General features: G+C 45.6%; 19 protein-coding genes. 11 read left to right on the top strand and 8 right to left on the bottom strand.

Annotated elements, in window-relative coordinates:
- Window position 1: 1 nt before the first annotated feature.
- The 3 genes from ACXAH2_RS12300 to ACXAH2_RS12290 form a co-directional block, all read right to left on the bottom strand.
- Window positions 2–1,012, bottom strand: coding sequence for a carbohydrate ABC transporter permease (locus ACXAH2_RS12300; protein ID WP_475078868.1), 1,011 nt, complete (start codon window positions 1,010–1,012; stop codon window positions 2–4).
- Window positions 1,013–1,130: 118 nt separating this feature from the next.
- Entirely contained in the window at window positions 1,131–2,483 is a 1,353-nt protein-coding gene (locus ACXAH2_RS12295) for an ABC transporter substrate-binding protein (RefSeq protein WP_475078866.1), read from the bottom strand.
- A 454-nt stretch (window positions 2,484–2,937) separates the two neighbouring features.
- A complete protein-coding gene (locus tag ACXAH2_RS12290) occupies window positions 2,938–3,909 on the bottom strand; it encodes a carbohydrate kinase family protein (protein WP_475078865.1) in 972 nt (323 codons plus the stop codon).
- 231 nt (window positions 3,910–4,140) lie between these two features.
- Between ACXAH2_RS12290 and ACXAH2_RS12285 the strand changes: the two genes are divergently transcribed.
- The 7 genes from ACXAH2_RS12285 to ushA all read left to right on the top strand — a co-directional run bounded on the left by ACXAH2_RS12285 (window position 4,141) and on the right by ushA (window position 12,718).
- Window positions 4,141–4,884 carry a response regulator gene (locus tag ACXAH2_RS12285; RefSeq protein WP_475078864.1) on the top strand — a complete coding sequence of 248 codons (744 nt, stop codon included), beginning with the start codon at window positions 4,141–4,143 and terminating at the stop codon, window positions 4,882–4,884.
- Window positions 4,874–6,340 (top strand): ATP-binding protein, encoded by a 1,467-nt coding sequence (locus tag ACXAH2_RS12280; RefSeq protein ID WP_475078862.1) that lies wholly within the window; start codon window positions 4,874–4,876, stop codon window positions 6,338–6,340. The genes ACXAH2_RS12285 and ACXAH2_RS12280 overlap by 11 nt, the downstream gene beginning before the upstream one ends.
- Before the next feature lie 226 nt (window positions 6,341–6,566).
- Window positions 6,567–7,814 (top strand): ABC transporter substrate-binding protein, encoded by a 1,248-nt coding sequence (locus ACXAH2_RS12275; protein WP_475078860.1) that lies wholly within the window; start codon window positions 6,567–6,569, stop codon window positions 7,812–7,814.
- Between the two features lie 91 nt (window positions 7,815–7,905).
- Window positions 7,906–8,790 (top strand): carbohydrate ABC transporter permease, encoded by an 885-nt coding sequence (locus tag ACXAH2_RS12270; protein ID WP_475078859.1) that lies wholly within the window; start codon window positions 7,906–7,908, stop codon window positions 8,788–8,790.
- On the top strand, window positions 8,783–9,667 hold the full coding sequence (locus ACXAH2_RS12265) for a carbohydrate ABC transporter permease (RefSeq protein ID WP_475078857.1): 885 nt from the start codon (window positions 8,783–8,785) through the stop codon (window positions 9,665–9,667). The genes ACXAH2_RS12270 and ACXAH2_RS12265 overlap by 8 nt, the downstream gene beginning before the upstream one ends.
- Before the next feature lie 64 nt (window positions 9,668–9,731).
- Window positions 9,732–10,841, top strand: coding sequence for an ABC transporter ATP-binding protein (locus tag ACXAH2_RS12260; protein WP_475078855.1), 1,110 nt, complete (start codon window positions 9,732–9,734; stop codon window positions 10,839–10,841).
- Window positions 10,842–11,110: 269 nt separating this feature from the next.
- Window positions 11,111–12,718: a bifunctional UDP-sugar hydrolase/5'-nucleotidase UshA gene (gene ushA / locus ACXAH2_RS12255; protein ID WP_475078853.1), complete on the top strand. Its 1,608-nt coding sequence runs from the start codon at window positions 11,111–11,113 to the stop codon at window positions 12,716–12,718.
- 127 nt (window positions 12,719–12,845) lie between these two features.
- Here the strand turns inward: ushA and ACXAH2_RS12250 are convergent, their stop codons facing one another.
- The 3 genes from ACXAH2_RS12250 to rph all read right to left on the bottom strand — a co-directional run bounded on the left by ACXAH2_RS12250 (window position 12,846) and on the right by rph (window position 15,472).
- The gene (locus tag ACXAH2_RS12250; protein ID WP_475078851.1) at window positions 12,846–13,835 is read right to left on the bottom strand and encodes an alpha/beta hydrolase fold domain-containing protein; all 990 of its coding nucleotides are present in this window, start codon (window positions 13,833–13,835) and stop codon (window positions 12,846–12,848) included.
- 165 nt (window positions 13,836–14,000) lie between these two features.
- The gene (locus tag ACXAH2_RS12245; RefSeq protein ID WP_475078925.1) at window positions 14,001–14,501 is read right to left on the bottom strand and encodes a hypothetical protein; all 501 of its coding nucleotides are present in this window, start codon (window positions 14,499–14,501) and stop codon (window positions 14,001–14,003) included.
- A 251-nt stretch (window positions 14,502–14,752) separates the two neighbouring features.
- Window positions 14,753–15,472 (bottom strand): ribonuclease PH, encoded by a 720-nt coding sequence (rph, locus tag ACXAH2_RS12240; protein ID WP_475078849.1) that lies wholly within the window; start codon window positions 15,470–15,472, stop codon window positions 14,753–14,755.
- Window positions 15,473–15,618: 146 nt separating this feature from the next.
- On the opposite strand from rph, the gene ACXAH2_RS12235 reads away from it, so the two are divergent.
- The 3 genes from ACXAH2_RS12235 to hepT are packed head-to-tail and all read left to right on the top strand — an operon-like array spanning window position 15,619 to window position 17,286.
- Window positions 15,619–16,485: a YicC/YloC family endoribonuclease gene (locus ACXAH2_RS12235; protein ID WP_475078847.1), complete on the top strand. Its 867-nt coding sequence runs from the start codon at window positions 15,619–15,621 to the stop codon at window positions 16,483–16,485.
- A gap of 22 nt (window positions 16,486–16,507) precedes the next feature.
- On the top strand, window positions 16,508–16,885 hold the full coding sequence (gene mntA, locus ACXAH2_RS12230) for a type VII toxin-antitoxin system MntA family adenylyltransferase antitoxin (protein WP_475078845.1): 378 nt from the start codon (window positions 16,508–16,510) through the stop codon (window positions 16,883–16,885).
- A complete protein-coding gene (hepT, locus tag ACXAH2_RS12225; protein ID WP_475078844.1) occupies window positions 16,882–17,286 on the top strand; it encodes a type VII toxin-antitoxin system HepT family RNase toxin in 405 nt (134 codons plus the stop codon). The genes mntA and hepT overlap by 4 nt, the downstream gene beginning before the upstream one ends.
- 123 nt (window positions 17,287–17,409) lie before the next feature.
- Here the strand turns inward: hepT and ACXAH2_RS12220 are convergent, their stop codons facing one another.
- A complete protein-coding gene (locus ACXAH2_RS12220) occupies window positions 17,410–18,759 on the bottom strand; it encodes a type II toxin-antitoxin system HipA family toxin (protein WP_475078843.1) in 1,350 nt (449 codons plus the stop codon).
- Window positions 18,749–19,039, bottom strand: a complete 291-nt coding sequence (locus ACXAH2_RS12215; protein WP_475078842.1) for a helix-turn-helix domain-containing protein — start codon at window positions 19,037–19,039, stop codon at window positions 18,749–18,751. The genes ACXAH2_RS12220 and ACXAH2_RS12215 overlap by 11 nt, the downstream gene beginning before the upstream one ends.
- A gap of 143 nt (window positions 19,040–19,182) precedes the next feature.
- Between ACXAH2_RS12215 and ACXAH2_RS12210 the strand changes: the two genes are divergently transcribed.
- On the top strand, window positions 19,183–19,473 hold the full coding sequence (locus tag ACXAH2_RS12210; RefSeq protein WP_475078840.1) for a HepT-like ribonuclease domain-containing protein: 291 nt from the start codon (window positions 19,183–19,185) through the stop codon (window positions 19,471–19,473).
- Window positions 19,474–19,489: the final 16 nt, after the last annotated feature.

Raw genomic sequence — 19,489 nt, 5'->3', positions numbered from 1 at the left:
ATTAACGACCCTCCATTTCTGCGTTGGCACGCTTAATGTTCCAAATCATGATAGGAATGACCAACACCATAATAACAATTGCGACTACCGCACCACGGCCAAAGTCACCGCCGCCACGGAACATCCAGTCAAACATCTGATTAGCTAATACTTGTGTATCCCATTGGCCATTGGTCATGGCCAACACGATATCGAATACCTTCAGCACCAGAATGGTAATGGTGGTCCACACCACGGCAATGGTTCCCCAAATCTGCGGCACCATAATTTTAAAGAAAATTTGTAAACCGTTCGCACCGTCTAATACCGCGGCTTCAATGGTTTCATCTGGAATGCCACGCAGCGCGGCAGACAAGATCACCATAGCAAAGCCCGTTTGAATCCAAATCAGAATGATCATTAAGAAAAAGTTGTTCCAGAAAGGAATGGTGATCCAGTTTTGCGGCTCACCACCAAAAAACACCACAATGGCATTCAACAAACCAATCTGTGCGTCGTCACCGCTGCGAAAATCGTAAATAAACTTCCAGATAACCGAGGCACCAATGAAAGAAATGGCCATCGGCATGAAAATCAGACTTTTAGCAATGTTGCCCCACCAGATGCGGTCCGTCATGGTCGCAATGATTAAGCCAAAAAACGTCGCCGCCGTTGGAACAACGATCAACCACAACATGTTATTGCGGAAAGATTCGAAAAACTCATCACTGCCAAACAACCAAACATAATTGGAAAGCCCAACAAACTCATCACCAGTGCGATCAAAAAACGACAAACGGAACGAGTCGATCACAGGGTAAAACAGGTAAAAGGTTAATAGCAGAACGGCGGGGCCTAAGAACAACCAAGGGCGCACACTGTTCGCGATGCGCAAGTTACGCGCAATACGATCTGCTGGGCGATCCTTAGTTGGAAAGATTTTATCTAATACAAAATTAGATCCATAAAAATAGGCAGCACATCCTAATACACCCATTATCATAATCGCTAATGCGGAAGCGAGCTGGGCCATAGCATCTCCAAAATACATCTCTTGATGAGCAGGACTCACGTCCTTCATCTTTTGTCAGGCAAAAAATAACAAAAAGCCCCTAAGTAAACAGATCACTTAGGGGCTTTACGAAATGGAATTACTTCAACGCATCCCATGTTTTCTGAATATCTTCCGCAACGTCTTTGGCATCTTTGCCACCAGTGTAATCGACCATACCAGTCCAGAAAGAACCAGCGCCAATCTTACCTGGCATCAAATCAGAGCCATCGAAACGGAAGGTGGTAGCATAACGTAAAATCTCACCCTGCTTACGCGCAGCATCGCTTGAGTATAGCTCTGGGTTAGCACCCAAATGAGCCGACAAGAAGCCTTTTTGCGCCATCCACAACTCATGAGCGATTGGCGAACGAAGGAAGTCCACAAACGCACGAGAACCCTTAGAGTCATTGGTAATACTTACCAAAGTACCCGCACCCAATACTGGGTTACCTAGGTCCTTAGACTCGTAAGATGGGAAGTAGAAGAAGTCAGCATCCAAACCAAGCTCAGTTCCTTCTGGGAAGAAAGCAGGAATGAAAGACGCTTGACGATGCATGTAACATTTAGGTGGTGACTGGAACAAACCTTTCGGGCTGTCACGGAAGTCAGTTGAAGACACCGCACCGGCACCGCCATCAACATATTCGTCATTGCGCGCGAACCAACCAAATTCTTCGATGGCACCAACAATGCGTGGATCATCGAACTTCACTTCGTTAGTTACCCATTGGTCGTAAACAGACGCAGGCTGTGTACGAAGCAACAAGTCTTCTACCCAGTCCGTTGCTGGCCAGCCTGTTGCCGCGCCAGAACCCAGACCGATACACCAAGGCGTACCGCCATCTGCTACTATCTCTTTGGTAAGCGCTTTTAACGCTTCCATGGTTTCTGGTACTTCATAACCCGCGTCAGCAAAGTTATCAGGAGAGTACCAAACCAAGGATTTCAAATCAGCACGATAGAAGACACCGTAAAACTCGTCTTTGCCTTGACCGTCTTTAAAAGTCGCTAGGTCAACCCAGGATTGGCCAGCAGCGTAGTCTTTTGCAATGGCATCTTTTACATCGTCACTAAGCGACGTCAAGAAACCTTTTGCCGCCAAATCGGCAGCCAAACCTGGCTGAGGAAAAATAGAGACATTTGGCGCACTGCCCGCTTGCGCATCAATTACAATCTGTTGCTCAAAGGAATCAGAACCTGCGTAATCGACTTGCGCGCCCGTTGCGTCTTCAAAATACGCGATGACACGATCGAAGTTAGCTTTCTCATCGCCCAACCAAGGACCAAAAACAGAAATGGTTTCACCAGAAAGGTCGAGAGATTTTAGAGCTTCGTAGCTTTCCCAGTGGAATCGAGAATCTTCGCCTGGCTTGAATACTAGATCTGCTGCTCCAGCAGCAGTGGCAGAAAGAGTCATGGCAACCGCCATGGACAGAATTGATTTTTTCATCATTGCTCCTTACAGACTCGCCAAGGAAACCCTAAGCTTGCCTTTGTTTGTTATTATCATGAGTCGAAACAAGGTAATCATGTTCTTCTATAAGGATTAAGAAGGATTTTGATTATTAACAATCAAACGCCCAGCTTCAAGCTTCATATATCCTTAATATTATCTTAATTGTTTTTTCAATTTAGTAGACTTTGGCAAAAAAGCGAGCACTATTTCATTCCTATTTTTGTTCAAAAAACAAACAGGGTTGTTTTTTTAACTATATTTCAGGGTGTTAAAGTTCTTTAAAATCGATTAAGTGATCATTTTTTCTAACATTTCTTTGCTTCAAGTCAGAACTCTACAGACACAAAAAAAGCGTGATCAAGACACGCTTTTCATATTACTGCTAACTCGCTGAATTTATTCTTAACCGTTTAACAGAAATGCCTAAATTCACGTCAAACAGTGGTGTTCAAAAGCGCTTTAATTGCGCTTCTGCCTGCTCTAGGTTTGGTAAAGAAGGGTAAGCACCTAACTTAGTCACCGAATCCGCACCACAAGCTGCCGCAAAACGAATCACATTATGTAGATCTTGTTGTGATAAATTCATCAAAGATTGACGATTGCCCCCTTGTTCAGCCAATTGATACAGTAAACCACCAACAAAGGCATCACCCGCTGCCGTAGTGTCTTTTACTTCTACTTTAGGCGTCGCCACTGTGCCTTCCACTTCGCCCTTGGTATAGAAACGAATTGGCTTGCCGCCATCCGTTAATACAAACAAGGTCACACCTGCTTGCAGTGACTCTTCAATCAAAGCAAAAGGATCTTCAGCCATCACTGCCAACTCTTCTAAGCTGGCCTTCACCACATCCGCCGATTGCATCCAATCGATCACGCGCTGAGTGTCGACTTGTCCATTTGGCCATAGGTTAGTGCGCAAGTTCACATCAATACTGACAATCCAATTGGCGTGTCTCGCCATTTGAATACCAGCCAAGGTGGCTTTGGTGATGTCCGCATCTGTTAAGGTATTTGAACAGGTATGAAATACCCCCTTGGTATCAGTAAACCAAGCCGCCTCAAAATCTTCTTCACGGAACAAGATGTCTGCCGATGGACTACGGTAGAATTCAAAGCTGCGTTCACCAGACTCGTCCAAACTCACAAAAGCCAATGCGGTTTTTGCTTCTTTGGTCATCAACATTTTTCCCGTATCGACGCCATATTGATCCAGTGACGCTTTCAAAAAGTGACCAAAAGCATCGTCTCCCACTTGACCAACAAAGTGACTATCCCCCCCCAAACGCGCAACCGCCACCGCTACATTAGCAGGCGCTCCACCCGGAAATTTAGTAAAGGATTCCAGTTCTCCTGCCTGGGTCGCGCCATTGGATAAAAAGTCAATTAAGGCTTCACCAAAAGCCATCACTTTCGTTGTCATTGTGTTGATCTCTTAAAAAAATAAACAAGGGTAAGACTAGCCGAAAAATTATGCAGGGCAGAAACAATTAAATCAATTTAATTTATTTAAAACGAATAGTGCAATCTCTAACCTATAATCACAAACTCACTCTCTCGTCCACGCTCACTATGCCGACTGCGAATTGGTTCACCGCGACTTTCTTGTTAGACTCAATGCCAATAAAAAAGACTATAACACTGAGCAAATAGCATGACCAAAGCCAAACGTATCTATGTGGTAGACGATGATGATGACATTCGAATCCTGCTCAAATCCTATTTGGAAAAGCATCAGTTTACCGTTTTCAGTGCCGATTCTGGAGAAGCCTTTTTGGCAGACTTCCGACCGGAACAAGACATTGATTTGGTCATCTTAGACATAATGCTACCCGGGCAAGATGGCTTTTCCATTTGTCGAGCCTTACGCGAACAGTCCCACGTTCCCGTCATTATGCTGACCGCCAATTCCGATGAAATGGATCGTATTATTGGCTTAGAAATTGGTGCCGACGACTACCTAGCCAAACCTTTTAACCCTCGTGAGTTACTGGCCAGAATGAAAGCCATTCTAAGACGAATGGAGCAAATCGAAATCAGCCATGAGCCCGCACAGCATCATGAGAACCCTCGCCTTTATCATTTTGCGGATTTTACTTTAGACACCCTGTCACGCGAGCTACATTACCAGCAAGAAAAAGAATCTTTATCAGGTGCGGATTACAACCTTTTAATGCTGTTCTTAGACAATCCAGGAGAAGTACTGACGCGTGAACACATTGCTGAAAATACTCGAGGCCGAGACAGTGCACCATTAGATCGTTTTATTGATGTGCACGTCAGTCGTTTACGTCATCGTCTGCGTGAAGATGCTCGCCATCCCCAACTGATTAAAACCGTTCGCGGTCAAGGCTATATTCTGACCGCATCGGTAAGAGCAGAAGAGCATGTCAACTAATCGTTCAGACAATTTTGCAACACGCTTAAAAACTTGGTCGCAATCATTAACGGGACAAATTCTCATCATCATGGCACTGGGTGTGGCCAGTGCGCAATTCATCAGCTCAAGCTTTTGGTTACGCCAATTAGAGTCCGACACAGAACAAAATGTCCGTGAAGTATCTAAACACATGGCGTTTCGTATTGCGGCCACCGTCAGCTATTTCACCTCTTTACCAACCAATTACCGACACATAGTAATAGACCAACTGCAAGACATGGGGGGCACACGATTTTTTGTCACTCTGAATAAAGAAGAAATCTTGATTAACCCGCTGGCAGACTCTCCTTTAAAAGACATAGTCAAACAGGAAGTGCAATCGACGCTGGTCAAACAATTGGGTATCAACAACGCCAAAATCACTTTTTCTAGCCCCAGCGATTTGCACGTTATTAACAATCAGACCCGCCTTATCGATTTACCCGAACGTTGGGGACACCACAGTTTATTGGTAAAACCACTGACGCCACCTATTATTGTCATTCAAATCCCGATCAATGAAAAAGATTGGCTGTATCTTGCCAGTCTGATGCCCGATCCCTACTTCTTGGATGATACCACCGCCTTAAGTGGTGATCGTTTATTCTCCATGGCCATGTCAGTAATGACAGTGTTGTTGTTAAGCATCATCATTTTACGCCGCGTCACAAGACCTCTCGCCACCTTAGCGCGCGCCGCAGAACGATTTGGTCAGGGGGATTGGCAACCCATCAAAGAAGACGGCAGTGTTGAAGTACGCAACACAGCAAAAGCCTTCAACGACATGCAGCGCCGTATTCAACGCTATTTGAATGATAGAGAAAAATTGTTTGCCTCCATTTCCCACGATTTAAAAACCCCCATTACTCGCCTACGTTTGCGCGCTGAAATGCTTGATGAAGACGACATTCGCGACGCCATGATCCGCGACCTTGAAGATTTGGACATGTTGGTAAAAGGCGCACTACAGAGTGTAAAAGAGACAGACATTCATGAAAATCGTGTCGCAGTGGACATAAGTCGAATGCTCAAAGACATGCAGATGACGGCCAACTTACACAGCCTCAAAATCATTCTAAAAGGCGAACTTAACTATCCATATATTGGTAAGCCACTCGCCATTAAACGCTGTTTGGGTAATTTGGTGGATAACGCTTTGTACTACGGTAAACGCGCCACGATTCATATAGAAGATAATGAAGAAGGCGTTTGTATCCGTATTTGCGATCAAGGTCCCGGCATTCCGCTCGACAAGATAGATAAGGTCTTTCAACCTTATACTCGCCTAATTGATGAACACAATGGCCACCCTACTGGCATGGGCTTAGGTTTGAGTATTGCACGCAATATCGCCCGTGCGCATGGTGGTGAAGTGACATTGAGCAACCATCCTAAGCAAGGCTTGGAAGCCAAAGTCTGGTTACCTCGCCATTAAATGCAGTGGAGTAATACTGTTTTGCAAGACTTTGTTACATTAGGTTGCTCTACTTTACCCTCGTACTTTCTTTACTTTGCTAAATTCGTCAATTCGAACAAAAGTTAAGCTGATTTTCAGAGATGACTGATTAATCAGGTGACGGAGTCGAAACGTAAAACAATATGCAATGTCAAAACCTAACTGTATTTGACAAGACGAAATAACAATAACAAAGGTTTCTATCATGAAAAAAATTGCCTTAGGATTAACTTCTGTTGCTCTTTCATTGGCTGCTGCACACAGCCAAGCAGGTGAAGTAGAAGTACTTCACTGGTGGACATCCGGCGGTGAAGCTGCTGCGATCAATGTTCTTAAAGAAGAAATGGTTGAAACAGGCCACACTTGGAAAGACTTCGCAGTCGCAGGTGGTGGCGGTGAGTCTGCCATGACAGTGCTAAAATCTCGCGCCATTGCTGGCAACCCTCCTTCCGCTGCGCAAATCAAAGGACCTACCATTCAAGAATGGGGTGATCTAGGCTTTCTAACCAACCTTGATGACGTTGCTGAAGAAGGTGATTGGGATGTTATCCTACCTGGCGTTGTCAGCGAAGTAATGAAGTACGATGGGCACTATGTTGCCGCACCTGTCAACGTTCACCGTGTAAACTGGATGTGGGCAAACCCTGAAGTATTCCGTAAAGCTGGCGCAGCTATCCCAACCACTTGGGATCAGTTCATCACCGAAGCCAAGAAAATCAAAGCCGCAGGTTACACTCCTCTGGCACACGGTGGCCAAGCTTGGCAAGACGCGACTCTGTTCGAAGCCATTGCTCTTTCAAAAGGCTCAAGATTTTACAACAGCGCCTTTATTGCACTTTCTGATACAACCCTTCGTAGCCAAGACATGGTCGATGTTTTTGATACCTTCAAACAAATGCGTGAATTCGTAGATCCAGGTTTCTCTGGCCGTGATTGGAACATTGCAACCTCTATGGTGATCAATGGTGAAGCAGCCATGCAAATCATGGGCGACTGGGCAAAAGGCGAATTTACCGCTGCGGGTAAAAAAGCTGGCATAGATTACGTTTGTTACCCAGCACCAGGCACCAGTGGCGCCTTCACCTTCAACATTGACTCTTTGGCAATGTTTACCGTTGATGGTAGCGACCAACAAGACGCTCAAAAAGACCTAGCGCGTTTAATTCTTGAGCCTAAATTCCAAGAAACTTTTAACTTGAACAAGGGTTCTATCCCGGCTCGCTTAAACATGCCTCGTGAAAAGTTTGATACTTGTGCACACTCATCAATGGACGCTTTCTTAGCAAGCTCTACTACGGGTGATCTAGTACCAAGTATGGCACATGGCATGGCAGTGAACTCTATGATTCAAGGTGCCATCTTTGACGTGGTCACCAACTTCTTCAACGATGAGTCTATGACATCTCAAGAAGCGGTAGACAAACTTGCTCGTGCAATTAAAGCCAGCATGTAAACCCGATTTGGCAGACTAAAACTGCCAAGTGTAATCGAGGCTGGCCCTCAGGCCAGCCTCTTTGTTTCTTCTCTGAAGTGAAGCATCAATTATGAAATCTGCACGCCTTAGTTTGGCTGACTGGATGCCAAAAATCGTGATGGCGCCGACTGTTATCGTAACCCTAGTTTGTATCTACGGCTACATGATTTGGACCGCCATTCTGTCGTTTACCAATTCACGCATGTTACCGACCTATAAATTTGTCGGTATCGATCAATATGAGCGTCTATTTAACAATGATCGCTGGATTGTTGCCTTAACCAACCTAGGTGTATTTGGTGGGCTATTTATCCTCATCTGCCTGTTCCTTGGTGTGATCTTGGCCATTTTCTTAGATCAAAAGATTCGTGCCGAAGGCGCAATCCGAACCATTTATCTTTACCCTATGGCGATTTCTTTCATCGTCACAGGTACCGCTTGGAAGTGGTTGCTTAACCCAACCAACGGTTTTGAAAAGCTCATGATCGATCTAGGCTTTGAGAACTTTAAATTTGACTGGCTAATCAATCCAGACATGGTGGTGTACTGTTTGGTGATCGCCGCTGTCTGGCAAGCATCGGGCTTTGTTATGGCACTTTTCTTAGCCGGATTACGTGGTGTGGATGGTGATTTAATCAAAGCCGCTCACCTAGACGGTGCCAGCACCTTTACCACTTACCGCCGCATTATTTTACCATCGCTTAAGCCGGTATTTTTCAGTGCCTTGGTCATCTTGTCACACATTGCCATTAAGAGTTTTGACTTAGTTGCCGCATTAACCAATGGTGGCCCTGGCTATTCTTCTGATTTACCTGCTAACTTCATGTACGCGCACACCTTTACACGCAGTCAAATTGGCCTAGGCTCCGCTTCTGCTATGGTGATGTTGGGCTGTGTGTTAGCTATCTTGGTTCCTTACTTGTACTCTGAATTGCGAGGTGAACGCCATGAGTAATGCTTCTACTGGCCGCCAAACAACTTGGATAGAAAAGGCCTTACGTTTTGCTCTGTATGCGGTTTTGCTGATCATGGCTGCCGTCTATCTGATGCCTTTCTTGGTGATGTTGTTAACCTCACTAAAAGACGTGGAAGAAATCCGTACGGGCACCCTGTTATCGCTTCCCGGTAGTCTCGACTTAAGTGCTTGGAGTAAAGCTTGGGGCGGCGCTTGTACCGGTAACAACTGTGCAGGCATATCGCCCTACTTTTTGAATTCTTTCCAGATCGTATTGCCTGCCGTAGCCATTTCGACCTTACTCGGTGCCATTAACGGTTATGTGATTTCCATGTGGAAATTCCGTGGCAGTGATTTATTTTTTGCAGCTTTGCTAGTCGGCTGCTTTATTCCTTTCCAAGTCATCTTGTTGCCAATGGCCCGTACCCTTGGTTGGTTAGGCATTGCGAATAGCACCACAGGGTTAGTATTTGTACACGTGGTCTATGGCGTGGCCTTCACCACACTGTTTTTCCGTAATTTCTATCAAGCGATTCCGAGCGAATTAGTGAAAGCAGCGCGTCTTGATGGTGCTGGTTTCTTCACCATCTTCTATCGCATCATTCTACCGCTTTCTGTGCCCATCATTGTGGTCACCGTGATTTGGCAATTCACGCAGATTTGGAATGACTTCTTATTCGGTGTGGCCTTCTCAGGTTTTGACACTCAGCCTGTCACCGTGGCCTTGAACAATTTGGTTAACACCAGCTTTGGCGGTAAAGAATACAACGTGGACATGGCCGCTGCCATCATCGCCGCTTTGCCAACTTTGGCAGTTTATGTGCTCGCAGGTAAGTATTTCGTCCGCGGTCTAACAGCAGGTGCCGTGAAGGGGTAAGTCCTTCGGCAGCGAACACTCAAGCCTCAACAGCTTGGGTGAGATAACATTTTGGAGTAATAACATGGCAAATTTAGTCATTGATAATGTGAAGAAACGCTACGGTACGACTGAAGTACTAAAGGGCATCAATATTTCCATCGAGGCTGGCGAATTTCTTATCCTAGTTGGCCCATCAGGCTGTGGCAAATCCACACTGATGAATTCCATTGCAGGTCTGGAAGACGTATCGGAAGGTCGTATTCTAATCGCCGATAACGACGTGACCTACACCAGCCCGAAAGATCGTGACATCGCCATGGTGTTCCAGTCTTACGCTTTGTACCCGAACATGACAGTGGCGCAAAACATTTCCTTTGGTTTGGAAATGCGCAAAGTACCAAAAGAAGAGCGTAATGTTGAAGTACAACGTGTCGCAGAATTGCTACAAATCAGCCACTTGTTGGATCGCAAACCAGCACAATTGTCTGGTGGTCAACGCCAGCGTGTTGCCATGGGGCGTGCTTTGGCTCGTCGTCCTCAGCTTTACTTATTTGATGAACCATTATCCAACTTGGACGCCAAGCTGCGTGTGGAAATGCGTACTGAAATCAAAAAACTGCACCAGAAACTGGGCACCACTATTGTTTACGTAACCCACGATCAAATCGAAGCCATGACCTTGGCTGATCGTATCGCGGTCATGAAAGATGGTGAAGTACAACAACTTGGTACACCGCAGGAAATCTACGATAATCCAGCCAACTTGTTTGTCGCAGGCTTCATGGGGTCGCCCGCCATGAACTTCATTCCAGCAAAAGTCGTCTCTGTCGATGGCACACCCATGTTGGAACTGGCAACTAAGTCTAGCGTTAGCTTGCCATTCCCGAAACCAGAAGCACTTGCTCAGCATGTTGGACAAACAATCTTGCTTGGTCTGCGTCCGGAAATGATTACCGAACCTCAGCCACATAAGGTAGGTCAGGACTTTGTTACTACCACAGACATCGAGGTAGAAGTGACCGAACCAATGGGCGCCGACACCATGGTCATCACCCGCATAGGTGATGCTGAAATCAACTGTCGCTCTAATCCAGCCTACCCTGCAAATGCGGGCTCAGTGATCGAAATGATGTTCGATACATCAAAAGCAGTCGTATTTGATACTCAATCAGGTAAGCGACTGGATCAATAAAGTTATGCGCACTATCTAACACATTGTGTTTTTTCGCACAAAACGCTTTTTAGCCCGTTCAGATGCTTTACTTTGCTGAGTGGGCTTTTTTTTGCTTATTTGATTAAAATCTGTACAAATGGTCAACTTTCTTTCCTTAATCTCTCGAACTTACCACCAAGATAAGATACATTTCAGTAATAATTGATCAGAAGTGCTATTACATAAATGCATTCGATTAATGACTTTGTTCAACCAAACTCAATATCACAATGAAGGAATCTCACCACATGAAATCAACGACGCGTTTTGTGACGCATCTTGCCATCTCTAGTCTTGTCCTCGCCATTGCCGGCTGTTCAATGATGGGACCAAAACAGCCTGATTGGCAGGCAGATAAAGAATATCGAGTAACCATTTTGCACACCAATGACCATCACGGTCGTTTTTGGCAAAACAGTCGTGGTGAATACGGTATGGCCGCTCGTAAAACCCTCATCGACAACATTCGAGAAGAGGTGGCCCTAGACGATGGCAACTCGCTATTGTTATCAGGCGGTGACATTAACACAGGTGTACCTGAGTCGGATCTGCAAGATGCTGAGCCAGATTTTCGCGGCATGAACATGTTGCAGTACGACGCTATGGCATTGGGTAATCATGAATTTGATAACCCACTTTCCGTCCTGAAACAACAGCAAGAATGGGCGGGGTTCCCCTTCCTATCGGCCAACATCACAGATGCGAAAACAGGTAAGCCATTGTTTGATGCTTACAAAATCTTCCAAGTGGATGATTTAAAAGTAGCCGTAATGGGTTTAACAACAGACGATACGGTTAAATTGGGCAACCCAGAATACCTAGAAGACATTAAGATTGAATCGCCCATTAAAGTGGCAGAGAAATTGGTGCCTAAATTGCGCCAACAAGCCGACATCGTCATTGCGGTAACGCACATGGGTCATTACAACAATGGTAACTACGGCGGCAACGCACCAGGTGATGTGACCCTAGCTCGCACCGTACCGGGCATTGACGTGGTAGTAGGTGGTCACTCTCAAAACCCACTGTTCGAACCAGATGAGCAAAACGGAACGCTGATTCTACAAGCTCACGAGTGGGGAAAATACGTAGGTCGTCTCGATTTTGTCTTCAAAAACGGTGACATAGTATGGTCTGAATACCGACTCATCCCTGTCAACTTAAAGAAAAAAGTCAAAACCGCTGACGGCAAAACAGAACGCGTCTTCATCGAAGACGAAATTGCTCAAGATCCAGAAATGTTGGCCATGTTGACGCCTTTCCAAGAAAAAGGTCAGGAAGAGCTAAACATTGAAATTGGCTCCGCTAACGGCGACTTCGTGGGTGAACGTAGTGTGGTTCGTAACCAAGAAACCAACCTAGGTAACTTGATTTCACGCGCCATGAAAGAAAAAGTCAACGCTGACATTGGTATCATGAACTCTGGCGGTATCCGTGACAACATGGAAGCGGGTGTCATCACCTATAAGAGCGTACTTAAGGTACAGCCTTTCGGTAACGCCATTTCTTACCTTGATCTGACCGCAGCCGAATTGATTGACTACCTATCTGTTGTAGCAAGCAAACAAGCTGGCACAGGGGCGTTCGCTCAATTCGATGGTGTTTCATTAACCTTGAAAGACGACAAAGCAACCAACATTCTGGTAAACGGCCAGCCATTAGACGTAGCTAAGAGCTACCGTATCGCGATCAACAGCTATGTTGCGACAGGTGGCGACGGCTACCCTAAAGTCATCGACCACACGAACTACGTAAACTCAGGTTACGTTGACGCGGATGTCTTGGTTGAATATGTGCAAAACAATTCACCGCTTGATATCACTGACTTCGTTCCAAAAGGTGCGGTTAAACGTTAACCGTCTCTCTGTATAAAGACACAAAAAAGCCCTGACAACCGGAATGAAATCCATAACCTTGTCAGGGCTTTTTCTGCCTTCGCTATCGCGATTTTTTATCAAACCCTATGCTTTAAAAGCTAAGAAGCTAGTCCACTTGTGTTTGAATAAAATTATCCACTATATCCAAGACATCTTCCTGCCAAAATGGCGCTCCGCCATGATCTGCTCCGTGCAAACGAATCATTCGAGCCTGTTGACCACGAGATTTCAAATGCTCGAATAACATGACACTTTGTCCGAACGGCACCAACCTGTCTTTATCGCCATGAATGATCAGATAAGGTGGCGTGGTTTCCTCACTGGAAATATAGTGCATCGGATTCGCAAGCTCCGCTTTTTTCCGGTTCTGCAAAACATTCACTCCCCCCAACAGCATACCTTCTGGTGACGAAGGCTGAATATGATCGAAGGTGGAAGGCTCTTCGTTCATTTTATCAATGGCTGTTGGACCATAATAATCAATCACCGCCTTAAGCTTGATTTTGGCTTGCTGAGCATCATCAAAATCTCGTGTGTCTAACGTTGCTCCGATCATTGCCGACGTGTGCCCACCTGATGAGTCCCCCCACACAACCATATTATCCACATCACCAAAGTACTCACTTGCATGAGTCATCATGTAATGAATGGCCGTTTTGGCGTCTTCCACCTGAGCAGGAAAAGGCGCAACGGGAGATGGGCGATACTCCACCATAGCAACAACGTATCCACGCTCTGCAAAACGAGCAAGTTGTGCTAGCCCTCTATCCATATCCTGTTTAAACCAAGCGGAACCAGGAACATACACCACGATCGGAAAGCGACTTGTTTCTTCCGTTTCACCCATTTCTTCTCTGAGTTCCGGTCGGATGATCGTAAGATGTAAATTCATATCAGATTTGTTGGCATAGTTAACCTGAGTAAAAATTCGCACAGATCGCTGCTCACGCTGAGCATTTAAGGTTTCGATGCCATCTGTCGTGACAACACTGTAAGGAAAGTCTTCAAAGCTTGAAGGCTCGGCGGGAATAATGGGATTATCTGCCAAGACATTAAGACTGAATGTCAAAGCAAGTACAGGCAAACCGTATTTCATACATACCCCTTTCTATTGTTTTCACCGAAAAGCTCATAAAGTGGTTTTTAATAAACGCTTCACTTTATGAGCCTTTTCAGTGTCAGCTAGGAATATGCTGGCTTCCATTTCAATTTTCGCATTTACCTTTCAATTTATGCACCTATGCGATTTCGAAAAGAAAATTCACTCACGTCGATAAGTTAATGTCCAAGTTAATGGCGTTGGCAATTTCTCAGATTCTAACGTTACCGTATAGGTTAGCTCGTTATCAGACACTTGCTGCCAAGTATTAGTACGTTTGCCGCGCTCTGATTCCACCACTACCACAATGGCTTGGGCGCTTTCAGTAAAGCTACCGGAAATCTCAATGTCTTCTTCATCTGTTTTGAAGACTTCACCCTTGGCCGTCAACGGAATCTGATCGGCTTCTTCTTGATCACATTGCCAAGAAAATTCACCTGCTTGCTTGGCCAACTGCCACTGCTGACAAATTTGAGTTTGCTTTTGCAATACCGGTCTTGCCAAGGCGCGGATAAAGAAATTCATTTCTTGTACTACATTTTCAACCGCTTCATCTAGCTTGGCTTGCGTATTGGCCGCGTCTTGCAGTTGCCACTCACCTTCTAAATTGGCCGCCTGCAATGCACCACTGAGCAGCATTGCCGAAACAGCCATGGTTAACATCTTCTTCACTTGCCTTCTCCTTTATTGTTATTGTCATCAGATCATCGCAGAGAAGGTTTGTGATGTAAGGTGCAAAAACACCCACAATAACTAACATTTAACGCCAACAATCTCATTTTTTAACCAACTTTAGACCCAAAAAAACCTGATCACCCAGTTTGGCTGATCAGGTTTTCTAGCCTTTACAAAGACTTAATAGCTCGAGTCTTATGTATCAGCTCTTATTTATCAAGCTCTTACTTTTAAAGCTCTTACTTATTAAAGAGGGCCGCGCGCTGAATCTCAATGATTTCAGCGATACCTTTACGAGCCACTGCCAACATGCCCATCATGTGCTCATCACCAAAGGCTTCACCTTCCGCAGTACCTTGGATTTCAATGAAACCGCCCTTGTCATTCATGATCACATTCATGTCGGTTTCGGCATTGGAATCTTCTGGGTAATCCAGATCCAATACCGGTTCACCCTTGTATACACCCACAGAAATAGCCGCGATCTGCGACACAATAGGATTTTCTTTAACCTTCTTATTTTCCACCAGATAACGCATTGCATCTGCCAACGCCACGAAACCACCTGTGATAGACGCCGTACGTGTGCCGCCGTCGGCTTGAATCACATCACAGTCGATGGTGATGGTGTTTTCACCCAGTTTTTTCAAATCCACTGCAGCGCGCAATGAGCGACCAATTAAACGCTGAATTTCAACGGTGCGGCCACCTTGCTTACCGCGCGCCGCTTCACGATCCATACGGCTGCCGGTAGAGCGCGGCAACATACCGTATTCTGCGGTGATCCATCCTTGACCTTTGCCTTTCAAAAAGCGCGGTACACCCGGCACAACCGTTGCCGTACAAATGACTTTGGTGTCACCGCATTCAATTAATACAGAACCTTCGGCGTGTTTGGTAAAATTTCGAGTGATTTTAAGGGGACGTAACTGATCAACGGCTCTTCCACTTGGACGCATACTGGCTCTCTCTGTTGGTTAATCTTTTATAAAGCGGCAATTATAGCGAACCCTCATAAAATTGCCCCCTCATAATGGGGAAACTGTCGTCTTGCTATGGCATAAGCTACAATAACGCCACATTTTTCTTAACTTGGGTATTCAAAATGACAGCAAGCATGACCGCCTTCTCACGCCAAGAAGCCAGCTACGACTGGGGCACCATCAGTTGGGAAGTTCGCTCAGTAAACCAACGCTATTTAGAACCTAACTTCCGCTTACCGGAAGCCTTTCGTGAATTGGAATTTTCCTTTCGCGACCTGTTAAGAAAAAAACTCAACCGTGGCAAACTGGAATGCCAACTGCGCTTCCAAGCCGTCGACAAAGCCGCCACCAGCTTAACCATCAACCCAGAAAACGCCCAAGCCTTGGCCAACGCCGTACAACAACTTGGCACGTGGTTTGATGGCATCAAAACCCCATCACCACTGCAAATCCTACAATGGCCCGGCATTCTTAGTGACACCAGCGACGACGCCGAGACCATCAAAAAAGCCGTAGCGGAACTCTTCGCCAAGGCGGTAGACGAACTGATTCAAATGCGTTTGCGCGAAGGTGAACAACTGGTCGCCATCATAGAACAACGTCTTGATAGCATTGACGCCATTGTGGCCGAAGTGCAAGACAAACTGCCCGGCATCATTGCCGCGCAAAAACAAAACCTGACCGACAAACTGGAAGCCGCGAAAGTCGAACTCGACCCAATGCGTGTGGAAGCGGAAATCGTTCTCTTAGCGCAAAAAGCCGACGTGGCCGAAGAACTGGATCGCCTCGCAACCCACACCAAAGAAGTGCGCCGTCAACTGAAACAAAAAGGCCCGATCGGCCGCCGCTTAGACTTCCTAATGCAAGAACTTAACCGCGAAGCCAACACCCTTTCGTCTAAATCCATTGTGGTGGAAACCACCCAAAGTGCCGTGGAACTGAAGGTTTTGATTGAACAGATGAGAGAACAAATACAAAATATTGAGTAATTGATAACACTAAGGTGGCGTAATGCTGGACAGAGACAATCTAACAAAAGCAATAAATCAGCTGATGCCAACGGTTCGGCTAATCTATTTGTTTGGCTCTCAAGCAGACGGCAGCGCCTCCTCTTCAAGCGATATCGATATTGCCGTGTTACTGGAGAAGAAATTAGATCCAATAGCGCGTTTCAATCTAGAGCAAATCCTTGCCATCAAACTGGGTCAAGATGTTGATTTGATCGATTTACTAACAGCATCGACAGTGTTGCAAAACCAAGTCATCATGAATGGCGAGCTGCTTTTCGGTAGCGGAAACGAGCAAACTAAGTTTGAAATGCAGGTCATGTCAATGTATCAACACTTGAATGAAGAGCGAGCGGATATTCTGCAGGAGTACTTGAAATGAATGACTCAATTCTCAATAAGTTAGCAACGATTGAACGCTGTTTGAAACGCATTCGAGAAGTTTACGCTCTTGCAAGAGAGCAATTCGATACCGATTACACCAGCCAAGACTCTATAATACTGAACCTTCAGCGCGCCTGCGAAGCAAGCATTGATGCCGCTAACATCATCAATAAACAACACAACACAGGCATTCCGCAAAGTAGTCGCGACAGCTTTGAACTACTCAAAAAAGCAGACCTGATCTCCGCCCCTCTCGCATTAAACCTGCAAAAAATGGTTGGCCTTCGTAATGTGGCAGTCCATGATTACCAAACGCTTAACTTAGAGATAGTGAAGCATGTAGTGGAGCATCGATTAGGTGACTTTGAAGAATTTGTTGAAGTGGTGAAAAACACCTAAATTTAAACTGTAGTGGCATAGTAAATTTGGCCACCTAATTAGAGGTCTACACAAAGTGACTTCAAAGGTAACAATCTGTAGACCTTGTATTTATGTGAATTGAAAAGTCTGTTTTACTTTCATTCATTGAAAAAGCGCGGCATTTTCCTGCTTGCGCTGATCCAATGTCTTAGCAATCGCAGACACTGTTGTTTTACTGATCCCTTGCTGCTGTGCCAGATACGTAAATTGGCTGATGGCTTCTGCGACTTCTTCAATGACTTGCCTTGCATCATTCCAATTCGAAAAGCCAGCACTGGCAGCAAGTTTTTGCATCACCTTAAGCGGTGGCGCTTTGCCATAACCTCCGAACGCAGTAGCCTGTTCGTTGAATGGATTTGGGCTGTAGGTAACATCGTAAAAAGGGGCAGGATCCCATTGACCCTCATCCGCTTGCAAAAACGCCCAGTTTTTACTGTGATCGTCTTGGTTAGACGACAGCAGGTTAAAAATGGCGCGGCGAAATTGCAGCTGCCCAGCCGCTGGCGATTTACACAACTGACGGCTGGCTTTGATCAAATCAATATAATCTAAACTTGGCGTTCGAAAGTCTGCATCCAGCAGACCGCAAGCGCTGTGCATATGCAATCGACCTGAACTGCGATTGCCGCTTAAATTAGTCTGCTCCGTGACATAATCAAAACGCTTAAGTGATAACCAGGCAGATGCACCGCTTGAAGATGGTGCTTCAATGAGTTGCCAGACTGGTGGTTGACACTTTGCTTGCTCGGCCATTTGTAAATAAACCGCCTCACATAACCCTTCTTCATGGCCGAGCGCGAGATTCTTCGAGGTAAATTTAATCAGCCAAGCCTCATCTCCAGGCTGAGCAAACGTCCGGCATTGCTGAGTTTCCCCTGCGGGCATATAAATTTGCGCCTTTGGTCTTGCTCCACCCGAACTGCCACCAGCGACCAATGCGGCCAATACCTGTTGAGTGTGCCCATCTAACTCATCGTGGTTGTCGTCTATGTAATCTGACATTGAAGCATCGAACAGCGTTTGTGCTTCTAAGCCCAAGGTTGCTAAATCAATATCCGCATGCGTGGTCGCTGAAAACTCAGACACCGGAGAAAAAGACAGCGCTCCCATGCCGTTATCACCGACAAAGGCCAGTCTATCCATCGCCGTTAATTGATTAGGTAGGATGCCCTTTTGCCGGAAAATACGATCTTGTAACAACATGCCCCAGCCATCGGGCAAACAATCTCCAAATACACCATGTACACCTTGGTGCGGCGCTTTAGGTGCGGCTTGAACTTGCGTCTTCGCTTGCAAGGTAAAAGGCGATAAATTGCCAAACTGCTGCAAATAGCGGTCTGCATATTGAAAAAAAACACCTTGCCGATTCTGCGCCAAGACTCCAACAGAGACCTGTTCACCTGAGCTTAGCGTACGAGTAACATTAAGCTTCTGAATCGGTTTAAAACTCATCTTTTAGCACCTCATCAATACTCGTGGGCATAGCAGCGCGTTCTTTGCTAGGTTGTGTGAGCTGATAAAGCCTATCTAGCGAATCAAGGGTCTGCCATAACAACAGCAATTGGCGAAATGAAATTTGCCCGGTCAGCTCAAATTTCTTAATGGTGGCCGCAGGTACGCAGCTTCGCTCAGCAAGCGCCGCACGTGACAGTTTTTCGCGTTGACGTAACTCTCGCAAATACGCAGCGTAGGCTTGGCTTACATCGGTATCATCAAGTAAGGTAAAATTCATTTGAAACGGCCTTTTAGATACAATTAAATCCATTATAGCGAAATAAAACAGATTATGGATACTATAATATCCATCATTGCGTAGGGTGTTAAAAAAATTACTCGATAAATTATTGATTTTGTTGGGGGCTAGGCCTCCACTCCATGAGCAGATCTAGAATATTGAGTAAGGTATTTATAGCCTATCAACTCACCTTCCAAACTCAAGAGGGGCATTTATGTTACCTGACACGATTGTTCATAAATGCTTCTATTAAGCATGCAGTAAAACGCATCGAAGAGGTGTATCGCACCTCTGCTCACTTCGAAAACGACTTAACCAGCCAAGAGTCCGTCATTTTCAATCTACAGCGAGCCAGCCAAGCCTGTATTGATATCGCCAACGCCATTAACAAATGGGTCTCCCGTATAGTGCAATTGAAAGCTTTGAATTAATGGGCGAAGCAGGGCT

It is taken from the genome of Marinomonas sp. ABL3_031 (assembly GCF_056161265.1).
This window is presented reverse-complemented; position numbering and strand designations above follow the sequence as displayed.